The organism is Candidatus Zixiibacteriota bacterium (assembly GCA_034003725.1).
Taxonomy (GTDB): Bacteria; Zixibacteria; MSB-5A5; order GN15; family FEB-12; genus WJMS01.
The window spans coordinates 114,975-129,488 of record JAVEYB010000005.1; the positions used below are offsets into that span (position 1 = coordinate 114,975).

The following is a 14,514-nucleotide window of genomic DNA, read 5'->3' on the forward strand; positions in this document are numbered from 1 at the left end:
CCGTTTTGAAACACGTGGCGCGCAAGCGGGATGCCGCCCCCTCCCCGGATACCAATTCATTGCATAAGAACGAGTTACGGTAAGTCATGAAGAGGCGGAGTGAAGTGAAAAGGAGGATAGCGGCGAGTGGCCTGCAGGAATGGACCCCTACCGCCCGAAATGAAACAGGTTTCAACGGTTAAGAACCGACCCGTGCCGGCCGATTCAGTAAGTGTGCAACAATTGAACAGGATACTCGCGATTTCGGGCTTTGTTGCCCTGACGCAGGCATCGCCAATGGCAGTGTATTGCCAGGAGTTGATGTGGGAGACGGGGTACGGCGGTCTGCTCAACGATGTCGGTTATGGCATGTGCCCGGTAGCTGACAATGGCGTTGTACTGGCCGGCTCTACGTTTTCGTTCGGCGCCGGGGATTATGACACCTATGTTCTGCGGCTCGACTCGCTTGGCGATACGCTCTGGTCGGTTACCTGGGGCGGCAGCTCCAGCGATCACGCCTACGACATTGTATCGTCGGCCGACGACGGTTTTGTGGTGGTCGGGTCGACTCAGTCTTTCGGCAACGGTGGTCGCGACGTCTGCCTGTTTAAGGTGAGCGGAACCGGCCACGTGATGTGGACCCGCAGTTTCGGCGGTACATCAGACGACATAGGCAATTCTGTCCGCTGTCTGCCGGACAGTGGTTTTATCATCGCCGGTACGACATCGTCTTCCGGTGCGGGATATGACGACATCCTGCTTATCCGTACCGACAAAAACGGACTGGTACGCTGGCAGCGCACGTATGGCGGAACCGGCGGTGAAACCGGGATGGCGGTTCGCACCGTTGCCGGCATCAATCCCGGATACATCGTGGTCGGATCCACTGGGTCATTCGGTGACGGGTACAGCAGTATCTATGCGATCAGAACGGACACGTTGGGGGACACGATATGGACTGCTACTTACGGAGGGTCCCGTGCCGATATCGGGCAGGCTGTCGAGGCCGCGGCCGACGGGGGCTTCCTGATCGCGGGTGCAACCGCCTCGTACGGCTCAGGTTTCTATGACTGCTACGTCGCGCGGACTGATGCCGACGGTGTGCTGCTATGGCAGAACTGGTATGGAGGCGCTAAAGATGACCGCTGTTACGCAGTGGCGGCTACTCCGGACCATGGGTGGATTCTGGCCGGCACATCCGAATCGAGTGGCGCAGGGAAGATCGACATATTACTCACGCGTATCACGGACGACGGCGACCCCGTCTGGTCCCGTACGATTGGAGGCACCGAATCCGACTATGCCCGGGCGGTCGTGCCGACGGCGGACGGCAATACGCTGGCGGCCGGGTATTCTTACTCGTACAGCTATGGTGGCTCCGACGTTTACGTGGTCAAAATCCGAGGGGACGCTATGACCGCCGTGTTCGAGCAATCGTCGTCGGGTTTGCCTGCCGCAGCGGCGTTGGAACAGAACTACCCAAATCCATTCAACGCAAGCACCACAATCACATTCGATCTCACGAGCCAGTCTGCCGTAGAGCTGGCCATTTTCAATATCCTTGGACACACGGTGAGGCAATTCACACAGAGTCTCCTTCCGGCCGGCCGGTACCGGGTGGAATGGGATGGGACCGACGATCACGGCAGACCGGTTGCATCGGGCGTGTATCTCTATCGGCTCTCCACCGGATCAGCGAGTCTTTCGAAGAAAATGGTGCTCGTGAAGTAGTCATTCTGAAATCGAATTTCATTTCTCTTTGCGAATCACAGGCAAACTTCTCCGGTTTCTCATCTCCTCTTGGCAAATCCGCTTGCTTTTCGCTCGGATTGATTCTTATTGAGGAACTGGCGTCGAGCCACGCCTGTTTCAGAAATCACTATGAAACGATCACACTGCAATGAACGATAAGGAGACACGACGATGATGATCTCGAAGAAAATGGCTGACCGCTTGAATGAGCAGGTCAACAATGAGTACTATGCGTTCTGGATCTACCAGCAGATGAGCTTCTCCTTTGAGGACATGGGTCTCACCGTCTTTGCCAAGCTGTTCCACAAACAGGCCGGAGAAGAGCGCGAGCACGCCGAGAAGATCGCGAAGTACCTGGTCGACCAGGGCGCGGCGGTCGTGCTGTCGGCGATGAACGCTCCGAAGACCAAGTACAAATCCGCTGAGGAGATCATCAACGGCGCGCTCGAGCACGAAAAGAAGGTCACCAACGACTGGAACGAGATCTCCGACATGGCCGTCAAAGAGAAAGACCATGCGACACGCGTTCTCGCCGATTGGTTCGTCGAAGAGCAGGTCGAAGAGGTAGCTTCGATGACTGAGTTGCTGGGAATGGTAAAACTCACGCAAAACCCCGGTCAACTGCTCATGCTCGAAAACCGTGTCTACCGGATGCTGGAAGAAGACTAGTCGCCAGAATTGACTTGCTGAATTCACAACGGTCGCTTTCTTGGATAGCGACCGTTTTCTTTTGACTCCCGGAGTGTTGTCATGGACGTACCCGACCTGCATCACATACTCGGTATTGACTTCGGCGGCAGCTCGTTCAAGGCGGCAATCGTCGACGTAACCGGCGGCCGGCTGGTCTCCGATGTGGTCCGCCGGGAATCGTCCCTCGACACCGGCCCAGATGAGGCTGTTTCCGCTATCGCCGGGATGATCCGAGAGCTCGAGTGGCACGGCCCGGTCGGACTCGGCTATCCGGGTGTGGTGAAACGCGGTCTGTGTCTCTCCGCCGCCAATGTATCGAAGCAGTGGCTGAGCGTGAACGCGATGGAGCTGATTCGGTCGATCGTACAGGACCGGGTCGCCGTGATTAATGACGCCGATGCGGCAGGACTCGCTGAACTTCGGTTCGGAGCAGCACGCTCGGAGTGTGGCAACGACGGTGGAGTTGTGCTGATGTTGACACTCGGGACCGGCATCGGCTCGGCGTTCTTTTATCGGGGACGGCTTTTTCCCAACACCGAGTTCGGACACATTGAGCTTCTCGGCGACGACGCCGAAAAGCTGGCCGCTGCATCGGTTCGCACCCGGCAACATCTCGACTGGCCCACCTGGGCAGCGCGACTCAACCGCTACCTTGAAGAGATAGAGAAACTCGTCAGTCCCGACCTAATCGTCCTCGGCGGTGGGGTCAGCGAAAACTTCTCGTCGTTCCGGCCCTACCTGAACACGCGCGCGCGTATTGAGTGCGCGGCGCTCGGCAACAACGCCGGCATTCTGGGAGCCGCACTGGCCGTCGACCTGCCCGTATGATCGGTGCCGCCTATGCGATACTGCCAATCAATACACGTGAGCCGCGGCCTCCAAGCCCTTCTATGTTGTGCAATCATGATCTCGGTTCTGACAGCATGTACCGACGATGCACCGACCAAATCAACCTCTTCCCCGTCCCCGGTCGGTTCACCGGACCTGCTTCCGCTCGCGATCGGGAATACGTGGCGATTTGACAGTCAGCTGTACGACGACAACGGTACCGCGATTGACGGCGCCATCGACTCGATTTACGTCGCCAAACAGACTACCTGGCTGGGCACAGATTGGTACGAAGTGGTGGTGACAAGGTCGCTCGACGGTCCGGGTGCCGAGTCCTGGCGGTTCTGGTGGAGCAATGCCGACGACGGAGTGTACGACACGTACGAGTGGGAAGCGGATCCGCCGTCACTCTTGTTCAAGTTCCCCGCACCAGCCGGCGATTCTTATTACAGCGGATACGATGACCGGACTATTGCGGTTGCAGTAGTCGCCGCAGATTCCCTGATATCCGTGGCGGGTGAACGCTACCGGGCCTGGATGTATGAATTGTCCACGCGCGTGCGGTGGACGTTTGCGCCGGGGACAGGACCCGTCCGCATAGAAATTCTGGAGTTGGTGCCGCCTACGTATACGGAACGAGTTCGAGTGCGCTCGGTTTTGTTGAATTCCTCGACAACGAACTGAAATCTGAATGATGCTGAAGGGGGGACGGTCGTTGTGGACCGTCCCCCTCAGAGCACCGAGCTATCCCGCGCTTTACATCTCCACGCCGAGTACGTCGAAAATGAAGGCGTACTCAAACGCGATCTCCTTGAGTTGGGCGTATCGGCCGGATGTTCCGAAATGCCCACCCTCCATAACGGTCTTGAAAAGCAGCGTGTTGGTGTCGGTTTTGGTCGTACGGAGTTTCGCGACCCACTTGGCGGGTTCCCAGTATGCCACCCGTGGATCGTTAAGACCCGCCGTAACCAGCATGTACGGATAGTCCTGTGCCGTGACCTGGTCGTAGGGCGAGTAGGAGTGCATGTAGTGGAAATACTCCTCCTCGTTTGGATTTCCCCATTCCTCCCATTCGATCACGGTCAGCGGAATTGTCTCGTCACGCATGGTGTTGATGATGTCGACGAACGGGACGTCGGCCACCGCGATCTTTGCCAGATCAGGCCGCATGTTCACGACAGCGCCGACCAGCAGGCCGCCGGCCGACCCGCCACTGATGACCATACGATCGTGTGACGTATACCGCTGCGACACCAGGTAGTCTGCACAGTCTATAAAATCCGTGAAGGTGTTTTTCTTCTTCAGCAGCTTGCCATCATCGTACCATTGCCGTCCCATCTCGTCGCCGCCACGAACATGAGCGATTACCATAATGAAACCTCGCTCGAGAAGCGACAAACGGACGGACGAGAACCAGGGGTCGGAATTAATGCCGTAGGCGCCGTACCCGTACAGATACAACGGATTGGTTCCGTCCTTCTTGAACAACGACTTCTTGTAAACCATCGACATCGGCACGTCGGCGCCGTCGCGAGCAGGCGCGAATATACGTTCCTGGGCGTATTGACCGGGGTCGAAACCGCCAAGCACCTCGGTTTGCTTGAGCATTTCGAGCGTGCGGGTTGACATGTCGTAGTCGTATACCGTGCGCGGCGTCACCATCGACTGGAAGTTCAAGCGAAGTTTCGTGCTGTTGAACTCGGGGGTATCGCCGGGCGAAACCGAATAAGTCGGCTCATTGAATTGGACCGGTTCGACCGAGCCATCGGCCACCGTACGGATACTGACCGTCTGCAGGCCGTTGCGCCGCTCGAAAATGGCCATGTAGTCCGCAAAACAATCGACCCCGTCGAGCTTGATCTCCGGGCGGTGCGCTATATCATCAACCCAGTTCGCCTTACCGGGTTTGGCAACAGGGGCCTTCACGAGCTTGAAGTTCACTGCACTGTCGGCATTCGTCGTGATGTAGAAGTAGTCGCCGTGATGATCAACGCTGTACTCGACCTTGTGGCTCCTGGGCTCAATCACGCTGAGTGCCGCGTTGGGTTTGTCGGCATCGAGATACCAGTACTCGCTGGTAGTGTTGCTGCCGGTCCCGATCAGGATGTAACGGTCACTGCGTGTGCGACCGACCCCGACATAGAACGCAGCATCGGGTTCGCGAAAGATCACCGAATCAGCCGCCATTGAACCCAGGGTGTGACGCCACACCTTGTCGGGCCTGTAGGTATCGTCTTCGGTGGTATAAAACACCGTCTTATTGTCGTTCGCCCAGACGATATCACCCGATGTCGTTTTGATTACGTCGCCCAGCATCGTCCCTGTCGCGAGATCTTTGAACTGAACCGTGTACTCCTCGTTGCCGGCCGTATCGTACGCGTATGCCAGCAACTGCTGGTTCGGGCTGACTTCAAACGCACCGAGCAGCAAATAGTCTTTCCCTTCGGCGACCTTATTCAGATCCAGCAATATTTCTTCAGTCCCGTCCTGACCTTTCTTGCGGCAGTATATTTTGTACTCTTTCCCCTGCTCGTCGCGGGTGTAGTAGTAGTACTCGCCGTCGCGGACCGGCACGGAAAGATCCGTCTCCTTTATCCGGCCGACCATTTCGTTGTAAAGATCCTCGCGGACCTTCGCCGTGTGGGCCATCACGGACTCGGCGTACTCGTTCTCCGCCTTCAGGTAGTCGATCACTTCCGGGTTCTCTTTATTTCGCAGCCACCCATAATTGTCGACCAATTCCACTCCGAACAGGGTATCGACTTTCGCTTCGATGCGCGCCTTCGGCGGCGTCACTGTTGTCGAACAGGCAAGCATGACGCCAAGCGCGAGAACAAGCGCCGATACACCGATCAATGCATACAGCCGTCGAGTTACCATATCCCTTCCTTTGTTTCAGCCTCTATGCTGCTCGCTGATTCCGTCGATTCCGGGTAACATAGTCTACACGTACGCGGGCTCGGTCGGAAAGTTTACCGAAATGACTATTCTCCGATGATTTTCACCAGGACACGCTTGCGGCGGCGGCCGTCGAATTCGCCGTAGAAGATCTGTTCCCATGGGCCGAAATCCAGCTTCCCGTCGGTAATGGCCACCACCACCTCACGCCCCATTATCTGCCGCTTCATATGTGCATCGGCGTTGTCTTCCCCGGTAGCGTTATGGCGGTACTGGTTGACCGGCGCATGCGGCGCGAGTTTCTCCAGCCAACGATCATAGTCATCATGCAGGCCGGCTTCATCATCGTTTATGAAAACGGAGGCCGTGATGTGCATGGCATTCACCAGCACGAGGCCGTTGCGCACTCCGCTGTCGTCGACCGCCTGCTGAACGTCGCGGGAAATGTTGACAAACCCGCGTCGGTCCGGGATGGAGAACCACATCTCCTTACGGTAGTGCTTCATCCGATAGCTCTCCTTCTGCATCAGGCGGATACCACGCCTCGGCCAAGTAGCTCGGCCCGGCTGAGGAACGGGCCGAGGAATACAGCCCGAATCGGTCTACCGCGAACGGATTGGTTCGAAACAGGCTGAATTGCGAGAGGTATGATGCCAACCGCTGGGGGTTGTCGTTTTTGACGGGCCCCGGACCGAATCGTCCGATTGTGACGTGCGGAAGGTACTTTCGTGTATCGAGAGTCACCCCGCACGGACGAAGGGCCGCATCAACCCGTATCCGAAGGTGCACCAGGCCATCACTTTTCTGCACGCCAGCCCAGATTTTCTCGGGTCGCCGCCGCAAAGGGAAAAAGCCGATACCTTCCAGCGTCAGCTCGAACGGGTCGAAAGTGACATGTTCCAGCGCCAATCGTATGTCCTCAAACTGCCCCCCATCAACCTGGCCGATATAGCGGATCGTCAGGTGCATGTGTTCCGGATCGACCCACAGCACGCCCGGGAGTCCCAAGCACATGGATGCCAGCCGATCGCGAACGCTTTTCGGTAGCGGTACCGCGGTAAACAGACTATACATCCCCGTCTCCCAAACTGCACCCACGCATATGAGTCGCAAGATAGCCGATCACCGGTTCCACTGCCAGCGTAATTCCGGCCAAAAAACGGGGCCCGCCCGCCACAATCATCCTTGACCGATTCACTCCATTACAGTATCGTTAAACTGTTGCCTTCCAAGATTCCATCGTGGATTATCTCTTGCTGAATCGGGGCATCGGCAACCCGTTAGTAAATAGTACGCGGTCCGCGCCGACATTACTGGCAAGGACATCAATTACGAAGGACATATGCCATGAAGTACCTCGTCACCGGGGGAGCCGGGTTTATTGGGTCGAATATCGTCCGGAAACTGCTCCAAAAAGGACAGGCCGTCCGGGTTCTGGATAACTTCTCTTCCGGACGTCAGGAGAACATCGTTGACCTCGTCGATGACATTGAACTGATCGACGGTGATATTCGCGACTACTGGACCGTCACCAGGGCCGTCAAAGGGATTGATTTCATCCTGCACCAGGCCGCGCTGCCGTCAGTGCCTCGGTCCGTGGCCAATCCGCTGACCTCCAACGTGGTCAATATCGACGGTACGCTGAACGTGCTCGAAGCCGCCCGCCACGCCGGTGTAAAGCGCATGGTAATGGCGTCGTCGTCGTCGGTCTACGGCGATACCGTCGAGCTGCCGAAACACGAAGGTATGACGCCGTCTCCGCTGTCGCCGTACGCGATCACCAAGCTGACCAACGAGTATTACGCACGAGTCTATTACTCCCTGTACAACTTCGAGACCGTCTGCCTGCGGTATTTCAACATCTTCGGCCCCCATCAGGACCCGAACAGCTACTACTCGGCGGTGATTCCCAAATTTATCGCGGCCCTGACCAAGGGCGAACCGCCGACCGTGTTCGGCGACGGCGAGCAGTCGCGGGACTTCACCTATATCGATAACTGCGTTGACGCCAACCTGCTTGCCGCGACCGCCGACGGTGTTGCCGGCGACTTTTTCAATGTCGCGTGCGGCGGACAGTTTACGTTGAACTACCTGCTTGACAAGCTCCGCGAAATCCTCGGAGTCGACATCGAGGCGAAATACGCGCCTCCCCGGGCGGGAGATATCAAACACTCGTTTGCCTCGATCGACAAACTCAAAGCCAGAGGCTACGAGCCCAAGGTCGGTTTCGAGGAAGGGCTGCGACGGACGGTGACGTTTTTCACCGAGGAAAACAAGCGCACTCCCGTCAAGTCGTAACACTCCGGAGCCTCCTCATGCGGCGATTTCGACCGGCAACCGATTCCGATCTCGCCGCCGTCCTTCTGCTCCAGCGGGATTACTACCGCGAGGACGGTTATCGGTTCGACGCAGTCGAGTCCGCCGGGGCCGTCTCGGCGCTTATCGGCGATGACCGTCTTGGCCGGCTCTGGGTGGCATGCGAACGCGACCGCGTGGTCGGCTACCTCGCGGTCACGCTTGGTTTCAGTCTCGAGTATCGGGGGCGCGATGCGTTCATCGACGAGTTGTACATCGCGGAGTCGCATCGGGGCCTTGGACTGGGCCGCGAAGCCCTGCAGCTTGCCGAGTCGTATTGTCGCGATAACGGCGTGAAGGCGCTGCACCTCGAGGTCGAACATCACCGCGAGACCGCTCGTGCTCTTTATTCCCGGGCCGGATTTGAATGTCACGACCGCGTGCTTATGACCAGGCTGCTGATCCCCGACGTCCCGGAGTGACACAGCGGCGCGGTCCTGCGGTAGTGCAGGTCAGGGTCTCGCCAGTCAGATTGAAAACCGCCAGCCGCAGTAGAAGTCTCTTCCGGCCTGCGGGTCGGGCGGGCAGCCGATACACTCGGTCCTGATACGGGGGTCAACCGTCCGGGCGAACCCCGCATACTCCACCAGGCCGACCGAATTGCACGGGAAGAGCGGCATCTGTTTGCGCCTGCGAGCCGACTGCACGCGGCAATCGACCATATAAAACTCGAAAGAATTCGGTGTCTCGTTGCGGACTTCCTGTTTGTTCAGGAAGGCGTACAAGCGATATCCGAGCGCTTTTTTGAGGCCATCGAGCCCGGAGTTTTCGGCGATGCCGTGGCGCGCCATGATCCGCTGAGCTTCGATCACCGTGAACTTCTCCCAGGCGACCGTGTCCAACTCGATAGCAGCTTCCATTCCAAACTTCCGCTCGACCGCCTGAAACCAGAGCCCGTCGTGCGCGAGCCAGTTCCTGGCGAAATCTTCGAGCATTCCTTTCAGCAGGTCAACACTCGGCTGATTCGTCTCCGCAGCCATCAACAACCTCCCGGAATTGACGGTCCTGTCTGTTTGACTCGGAAAGTACGACAGAGGCGCGCGCTTTACAAGTCGTTGTCCGAGGTTTATCTTATTGCATTGCATACCCAACGCGGTGATACGTCTATCCTAGGGAGAATCGGATGAAAAAGCTCGCCATATGGTTGTGCCTCCTGTGCAGTGTATCGGCCTTCTCCGCACGTCTTCTGGCCGGTGAACTCGCTAGTGACCTCGCCGACGCTCTGGCATCGAAGACACTCGATGAGGAGATCACGGTCTGGATCAAGCTGCCTTCGGCCGGATATCGGGCCGAGGTGAAGCGAATGGCGAGTGAGAGTTCTTTGTCGGCCGAGGCGCGACACGCGTCGATCATACAACGTCTCAAATCCGATCACGCCGGTTCGCAGCAGGGCCTGCTGGACGAGCTTCGCGCGTTGGAGCAACGCGGGCTGGCACGCGATATCCACAGCTTCTGGATCTCCAACACCGTGGTTGCGCGCGTTGCGGCCGGCGAACTGGCGACGCTCGCCTCGCGATCCGATGTCGAGACGATCTACCTGTCTCCGGAGATCAGGTCGATCGTCCCCGAGGACAGCCGCACGGCGGGGTCGTCGGCGATGGAGGTCAACGCCGCCAGCAACATCATGCGCTACATCCGCGCCGACTCGGCCTGGGCGGCCGGGTATACCGGCGAGGGTCGGTTGATATGCACGTTCGATTCGGGCATCGACGGCGACCACCCGGGGTACGCGGCGCGCTGGAAAGGGCTCGACGGCGACTGGCGGGCGGCCTGGTTTGACCCGGTCGACCAGGACACCTTTCCCGACCAGGTGACCGGCAGCTATAATGCGTTTCACGGAACACAGGTGCTTGGAGTAGCGGTCGGCTGCGACCCGGTCACGTTCGACACGACCGGTGTCGCGCCCGGGGCTCAGTGGATCTCAGCGGCGGTCACTGATCTTCCAAGTTCTGTCAGTCACTCGCTCCTTGAGGCTTTTGAATGGGCAGCCGACCCGGACGGCAACCCCAACACAGTAGCCGACCGACCCGATGTCATCAACCACAGCTGGGGCTTCAATCGCAACGATCACAGTATCAGCTGCGAGGACATTTTCTTCGATGCGATCGAGAACACGGAAGCTCTCGGAATCGTGAATATCTTCGCGGCCGGCAACAGCGGACCGGGTTCTCAGACGATTGCCAACCCCGCCAACCGGGCGCTGGATTCGATAGACTGCTTCGCTGTCGGCGCGACACGTGTTTTCGGTCCTCCACTCGCTCCTGACTCGGTTGGAATCGCAAGCTTCTCTTCCCGGGGACCATCGGACTGCAATCTCGGCCGTCACAAGCCGAATGTCGTGACTCCGGGGTATGCGGTTCGCACGACGACGCCCGGCGGAGGCTACAGCAGCTTGAACGGCACGTCGTTTTCGGCTCCGCAGGTAGCGGGCCTTGTCGCGTTGCTTCGTCAGAAAAACCCGAATGCCACGGTCGATCAGATCAAGACGGCTATCCTGACATCGACGAGCCGAACCAACTTCCCCGGCGCTGCGAACGATTCGAGCGGCTGGGGCGAGGTCGACTGCCTGGCGGCGCTGAACGCGCTTTCTGTCACCAACAGCGAGCCCAACGTCCGGATATATGCGTTCTCGCACCCGGATGTCGCCCCCGGCGATACCTTGGAGGGCATCCTCACGCTTCAGAACACGGGTGCGGCCGCGGCAAACGTATCGGGCCTTCTGACCAGCGCCAACCCGCTTTTGACCGTGCTGAACGGCTCGGTGACGTTTGGTACGATCGGCGAAGGTGACACGGTGAGCGCGCCGCAGACGATTCGGATCGCCGTATCCGACGAGGTACCGATCAGTTCCATCTACGCATTGCCGTTTGATCTGTCGATTGACGGTCAGGCCCCGATACCGATGACGCTGAGCGTGCTGGTCTCCCCCAGTCGCTATCGCTCGGTTGTCACGCACGACAACGGGACGATCCGGTTCAGCGTCTCGAATTTCGGCACGTACGGGATGGGACCGCTTTCGATGATGCCGCTGCAGGGTGCGGGGTTTACCTACAAGGGTGGCAGCAACTACCTGTGGGAAGCCGGGGTGATCCTGAGCACCTCGCTGCTGCAGGCATCGAGCGGCCTCCACAGCTACATCTACGCATCGGATAACGATTTCAAACCGGCGAACGACGGCGTCATGCGTTTTTACGAACCCGGACCGGTGGCCGACCAGCAGTCGTTGTCGGCGTTTATCGATGACAACGCGGTCAATCCGATCGGCGTGCGGATAATTCAGGAGAGTTACAGCTTCGCCGCACCGGACGATGATTTCGTCATACTTCGGTACATTCTCGTCAACGAACAGGACACGACGATCAGCAATGTTCGCCTCGGGCTTCTGCTCGACTGGGATGTGTTTGACTACAACTACAACGCCGGCGGCTACAATACGACTGAGGAGTACGCGTGGATGGCGTACAACGCGAGTCTCGGCACGCCGGACCTGAGCCATTTCAGGGGAATGAAACTGCTCGAAGGCACGTTTTCGTCGGCGCAGACGGTTCTCGACAGTCTTGTGGCCGTACCCTCGTTCGGCGGTGACGGGTTCAGCGAGCGGGAAAAAGCGCTGCAGTTGTTGAACGATACGCTGTCGTTCACGAAGTTTGCATCCGCACGGCAGAATCTCCTTCAGGTGATGGGTGCGGGGCCGATGAACCTTGCTCCCGGCGCGCGCGATACGGTCGCATTCGCCGTGATCGCCGGCGACAATCTGGGTGAGCTCGAACTGGCCGCCGCGCAGTCGGCCGTCAAGTATGCCGAAATCAAGGCGGCGACCGATGTCGCCCAGCCCGATCCGCCGGAGGTGCCATCGACCTTTGCCCTGCGTCAGAACTATCCGAACCCGTTCAACCCGACCACCACGATCTCGTTTGATGTGCCGCGCGCCGGCGAGTATCGCCTGCAGGTCTTCAATGCGCTCGGCCAGACAGTGGATGAAATTGCCGGCCATTCGGTCGCGGGCACAGTGGTGATCGAATGGGACGGCAGCGGACTGGCATCGGGTGCGTATCTCTACAAAGTGACGGCGGGCGATTTCTCGGCATCGCGCAAGATGCTTCTGCTGAAGTAAGTTCGGCCGAATTGTCGCGCGCCTCGGTCGGCCGGTGAGATACCGCGCATCCCCATGCCGCAACGTGTGTTGCGATCGGGATGGGTGCGGCTGAACAGGTCCGGCTGCTTTCGCCCAATGGCACCGCCCGGAACAAAAAAACCGTTGTACAAGTCTCATTGCGAGCGAGTTACATCGAAATAGGTTCGTTTTATCATTTTTAGGGGGCCCCCATTTTTTTGTTTTCCTCTTTTGGTGGCGCGGCCGCCATGCGGCGCCGCAGTCTCTACATAGGGGGGTAGTGAAGTTTTTACCATCGATGGCGTAGCGAAAGTGCGGGGGATTGATTTGCGGAGACACGTGCGTGACGACGCAGACGACGAAGGTCTAGTCAGAGAACCCATGCCAAGCTATGGGCGACCCCGGGCTACTCGGGGCTCACGTGACGCTGCACCGGCGGGACGCGTGGTGCACGAGGACGTACACCACGCACGGGTCGGGGGATTGCGGTGTGGCGCACGAGGACGTACACCACGCACGCGTCGGGGGGATTGCGGTGTGGTGCACGAGGACGTACACCACGCACGCGTCGGGGGATTGCTGTGTGGCGCACGGGGACGTACACCACGCACGCGTCGGGGGGATTGCGGTGTGGCGCACGGGGACGTACACCACGCACGGGTCGGGGGATTGCTGTGTGGTGCACGGGGACGTACACCACGCACGGGTCGGGGGATTGCTGTGTGGCGCACGAGGACGTACGACAAGCACGATGTCTACGACATGGTTGACGCGTAGAATGCAACCGGGTCTACTCTGAGAAAAGAGCATATGTATCGATGCCGGTGGCATCGTGGAGGCGAGGTACTTCTGCAGGGCGACGGCAAAATAATCGGAGATCGCTCGGTTCAAGGTCGGAGAAGTTCAGGTCGCCTCGATGTCGGTACTCATTTTCGTTTCGCCAATCGGTGATTCTCCCCCGTGATTGTGTCATCCATGTATCGCCGCGCAGTCCTGTTGGGCGGTTGTCGGCGTCATAATAGGTTACCGGAACGACGCTCAGCCGACGGGCGGCTGATTCGCGGATGCCGATACCATATGGTTCAAAGCTCATCTGCCCGTACCGTGTCCGCCACCGCATCAGCGGCACGGCGTCGTTCGGCGAGAGCCCGCTCAGGGAGACGGTCGGCGTATTGCCGGGCATGTGGCGGGCGGACGGACGCAGCAGGCGCGAGTGTGCGATGCGTAGAAGGGTATCCAGCGCCGAGCGCGGGTAGCACGTCGAGTGCACGACATCGCGATAGTAGTCGACAGCACGCTCTCCGGGCCACGGGCCATTTGACGTTCGGGTCCAGTGAATGAGAAAACCGCGGGCGGCGGATTCAACGGCCGGGTCCAATCTGTCAGGCTCAAGCACGTAGCCTTTCACAGTCGATCGATCTTGCCCATCGTAGTGGAAGGACCGATCCAGCAGCTGGTCGGGGCGGCGTGTGGCGATGTGCGATTCTATGGAGCCACCCGTTCGCACCGCAACCGGCAGGAGGAAGTCGGCGGCGCCGATGACTGACCGATCACGTGTCTGCAGGAGTTCGTGTTTTGATATCGCGGTCGAGTCGACGGTTACCCACCGGAAGGAAACCAAACGCCGATCGAGCGCAAACTGCGCGGTGATATCGGCATCGATCCTGGAGGGATCATCGTGGGCGCCGCAGGGCACGTGCAGGTGCATGGGCAGGCGTGCGAGCGATCCGAGCGAGGTAATCATCTCCCAGGTCTGCAGGCCGACAGAGGAGACAAGGGTATATCCACGGTGCCGGATCCAGTCGACGGCGAGGGCAGCATGTCTTACCCAGCCGGTTGAACCGTCGGGGTATCGCGATTGTCGGGATATCAGGATTGCCGCCGTAGTCGGCATGGCC

General features: G+C 58.9%; 12 protein-coding genes. 7 read left to right on the top strand and 5 right to left on the bottom strand.

The features are described from left to right. The first annotated feature begins 276 nt into the window (after positions 1 to 276). The 4 genes from RBT76_07875 to RBT76_07890 all read left to right on the top strand — a co-directional run bounded on the left by RBT76_07875 (position 277) and on the right by RBT76_07890 (position 3,933). Complete coding sequence (locus RBT76_07875) at positions 277 to 1,710, top strand: T9SS type A sorting domain-containing protein (protein ID MDX9857690.1); 1,434 nt, start codon at positions 277 to 279, stop codon at positions 1,708 to 1,710. Positions 1,711 to 1,902: 192 nt separating this feature from the next. Further along, the gene (locus RBT76_07880; GenBank protein MDX9857691.1) at positions 1,903 to 2,400 is read left to right on the top strand and encodes a ferritin; all 498 of its coding nucleotides are present in this window, start codon (positions 1,903 to 1,905) and stop codon (positions 2,398 to 2,400) included. A gap of 81 nt (positions 2,401 to 2,481) precedes the next feature. Next, complete coding sequence (locus RBT76_07885) at positions 2,482 to 3,249, top strand: ROK family protein (GenBank protein ID MDX9857692.1); 768 nt, start codon at positions 2,482 to 2,484, stop codon at positions 3,247 to 3,249. A 75-nt stretch (positions 3,250 to 3,324) separates the two neighbouring features. Then, on the top strand, positions 3,325 to 3,933 hold the full coding sequence (locus tag RBT76_07890; GenBank protein ID MDX9857693.1) for a hypothetical protein: 609 nt from the start codon (positions 3,325 to 3,327) through the stop codon (positions 3,931 to 3,933). A 72-nt stretch (positions 3,934 to 4,005) separates the two neighbouring features. Here the strand turns inward: RBT76_07890 and RBT76_07895 are convergent, their stop codons facing one another. The 3 genes from RBT76_07895 to thpR form a co-directional block, all read right to left on the bottom strand. Further along, entirely contained in the window at positions 4,006 to 6,129 is a 2,124-nt protein-coding gene (locus RBT76_07895) for a S9 family peptidase (GenBank protein ID MDX9857694.1), read from the bottom strand. A 104-nt stretch (positions 6,130 to 6,233) separates the two neighbouring features. Next, positions 6,234 to 6,653 (bottom strand): secondary thiamine-phosphate synthase enzyme YjbQ, encoded by a 420-nt coding sequence (locus RBT76_07900; GenBank protein MDX9857695.1) that lies wholly within the window; start codon positions 6,651 to 6,653, stop codon positions 6,234 to 6,236. Beyond that, positions 6,637 to 7,221, bottom strand: coding sequence for an RNA 2',3'-cyclic phosphodiesterase (gene thpR, locus RBT76_07905; protein ID MDX9857696.1), 585 nt, complete (start codon positions 7,219 to 7,221; stop codon positions 6,637 to 6,639). The genes RBT76_07900 and thpR overlap by 17 nt, the downstream gene beginning before the upstream one ends. A gap of 273 nt (positions 7,222 to 7,494) precedes the next feature. On the opposite strand from thpR, the gene RBT76_07910 reads away from it, so the two are divergent. After that, the gene (locus tag RBT76_07910; protein ID MDX9857697.1) at positions 7,495 to 8,445 is read left to right on the top strand and encodes an SDR family oxidoreductase; all 951 of its coding nucleotides are present in this window, start codon (positions 7,495 to 7,497) and stop codon (positions 8,443 to 8,445) included. Positions 8,446 to 8,462: 17 nt separating this feature from the next. Further along, the gene (locus RBT76_07915; GenBank protein MDX9857698.1) at positions 8,463 to 8,924 is read left to right on the top strand and encodes a GNAT family N-acetyltransferase; all 462 of its coding nucleotides are present in this window, start codon (positions 8,463 to 8,465) and stop codon (positions 8,922 to 8,924) included. A gap of 45 nt (positions 8,925 to 8,969) precedes the next feature. Here RBT76_07915 and RBT76_07920 read toward each other — a convergent pair whose 3' ends face one another. Next, entirely contained in the window at positions 8,970 to 9,482 is a 513-nt protein-coding gene (locus RBT76_07920) for a DUF6125 family protein (protein ID MDX9857699.1), read from the bottom strand. A 143-nt stretch (positions 9,483 to 9,625) separates the two neighbouring features. On the opposite strand from RBT76_07920, the gene RBT76_07925 reads away from it, so the two are divergent. Continuing rightward, entirely contained in the window at positions 9,626 to 12,616 is a 2,991-nt protein-coding gene (locus tag RBT76_07925; GenBank protein MDX9857700.1) for a S8/S53 family peptidase, read from the top strand. A 790-nt stretch (positions 12,617 to 13,406) separates the two neighbouring features. On the opposite strand, the gene RBT76_07930 is transcribed toward RBT76_07925, so the two are convergent. Further along, complete coding sequence (locus tag RBT76_07930; GenBank protein ID MDX9857701.1) at positions 13,407 to 14,510, bottom strand: hypothetical protein; 1,104 nt, start codon at positions 14,508 to 14,510, stop codon at positions 13,407 to 13,409. Between the last annotated feature and the right edge of the window lie 4 nt (positions 14,511 to 14,514).

Excerpts from the sequence above, each read along its gene's own strand:
- RBT76_07875 (MDX9857690.1), top strand. The coding sequence starts at position 277 with ATGGCAGTGTATTGCCAGGAGTTGATGTGGGAGACGGGGTACGGCGGT.
- RBT76_07880 (MDX9857691.1), top strand. The coding sequence starts at position 1,903 with ATGATGATCTCGAAGAAAATGGCTGACCGCTTGAATGAGCAGGTCAAC.
- RBT76_07885 (MDX9857692.1), top strand. The coding sequence starts at position 2,482 with ATGGACGTACCCGACCTGCATCACATACTCGGTATTGACTTCGGCGGC.
- RBT76_07890 (MDX9857693.1), top strand. The coding sequence starts at position 3,325 with ATGATCTCGGTTCTGACAGCATGTACCGACGATGCACCGACCAAATCA.
- RBT76_07895 (MDX9857694.1), bottom strand. The coding sequence starts at position 6,129 with ATGGTAACTCGACGGCTGTATGCATTGATCGGTGTATCGGCGCTTGTT.
- RBT76_07900 (MDX9857695.1), bottom strand. The coding sequence starts at position 6,653 with ATGAAGCACTACCGTAAGGAGATGTGGTTCTCCATCCCGGACCGACGC.
- thpR (MDX9857696.1), bottom strand. The coding sequence starts at position 7,221 with ATGTATAGTCTGTTTACCGCGGTACCGCTACCGAAAAGCGTTCGCGAT.
- RBT76_07910 (MDX9857697.1), top strand. The coding sequence starts at position 7,495 with ATGAAGTACCTCGTCACCGGGGGAGCCGGGTTTATTGGGTCGAATATC.
- RBT76_07915 (MDX9857698.1), top strand. The coding sequence starts at position 8,463 with ATGCGGCGATTTCGACCGGCAACCGATTCCGATCTCGCCGCCGTCCTT.
- RBT76_07920 (MDX9857699.1), bottom strand. The coding sequence starts at position 9,482 with ATGGCTGCGGAGACGAATCAGCCGAGTGTTGACCTGCTGAAAGGAATG.
- RBT76_07925 (MDX9857700.1), top strand. The coding sequence starts at position 9,626 with ATGAAAAAGCTCGCCATATGGTTGTGCCTCCTGTGCAGTGTATCGGCC.
- RBT76_07930 (MDX9857701.1), bottom strand. The coding sequence starts at position 14,510 with ATGCCGACTACGGCGGCAATCCTGATATCCCGACAATCGCGATACCCC.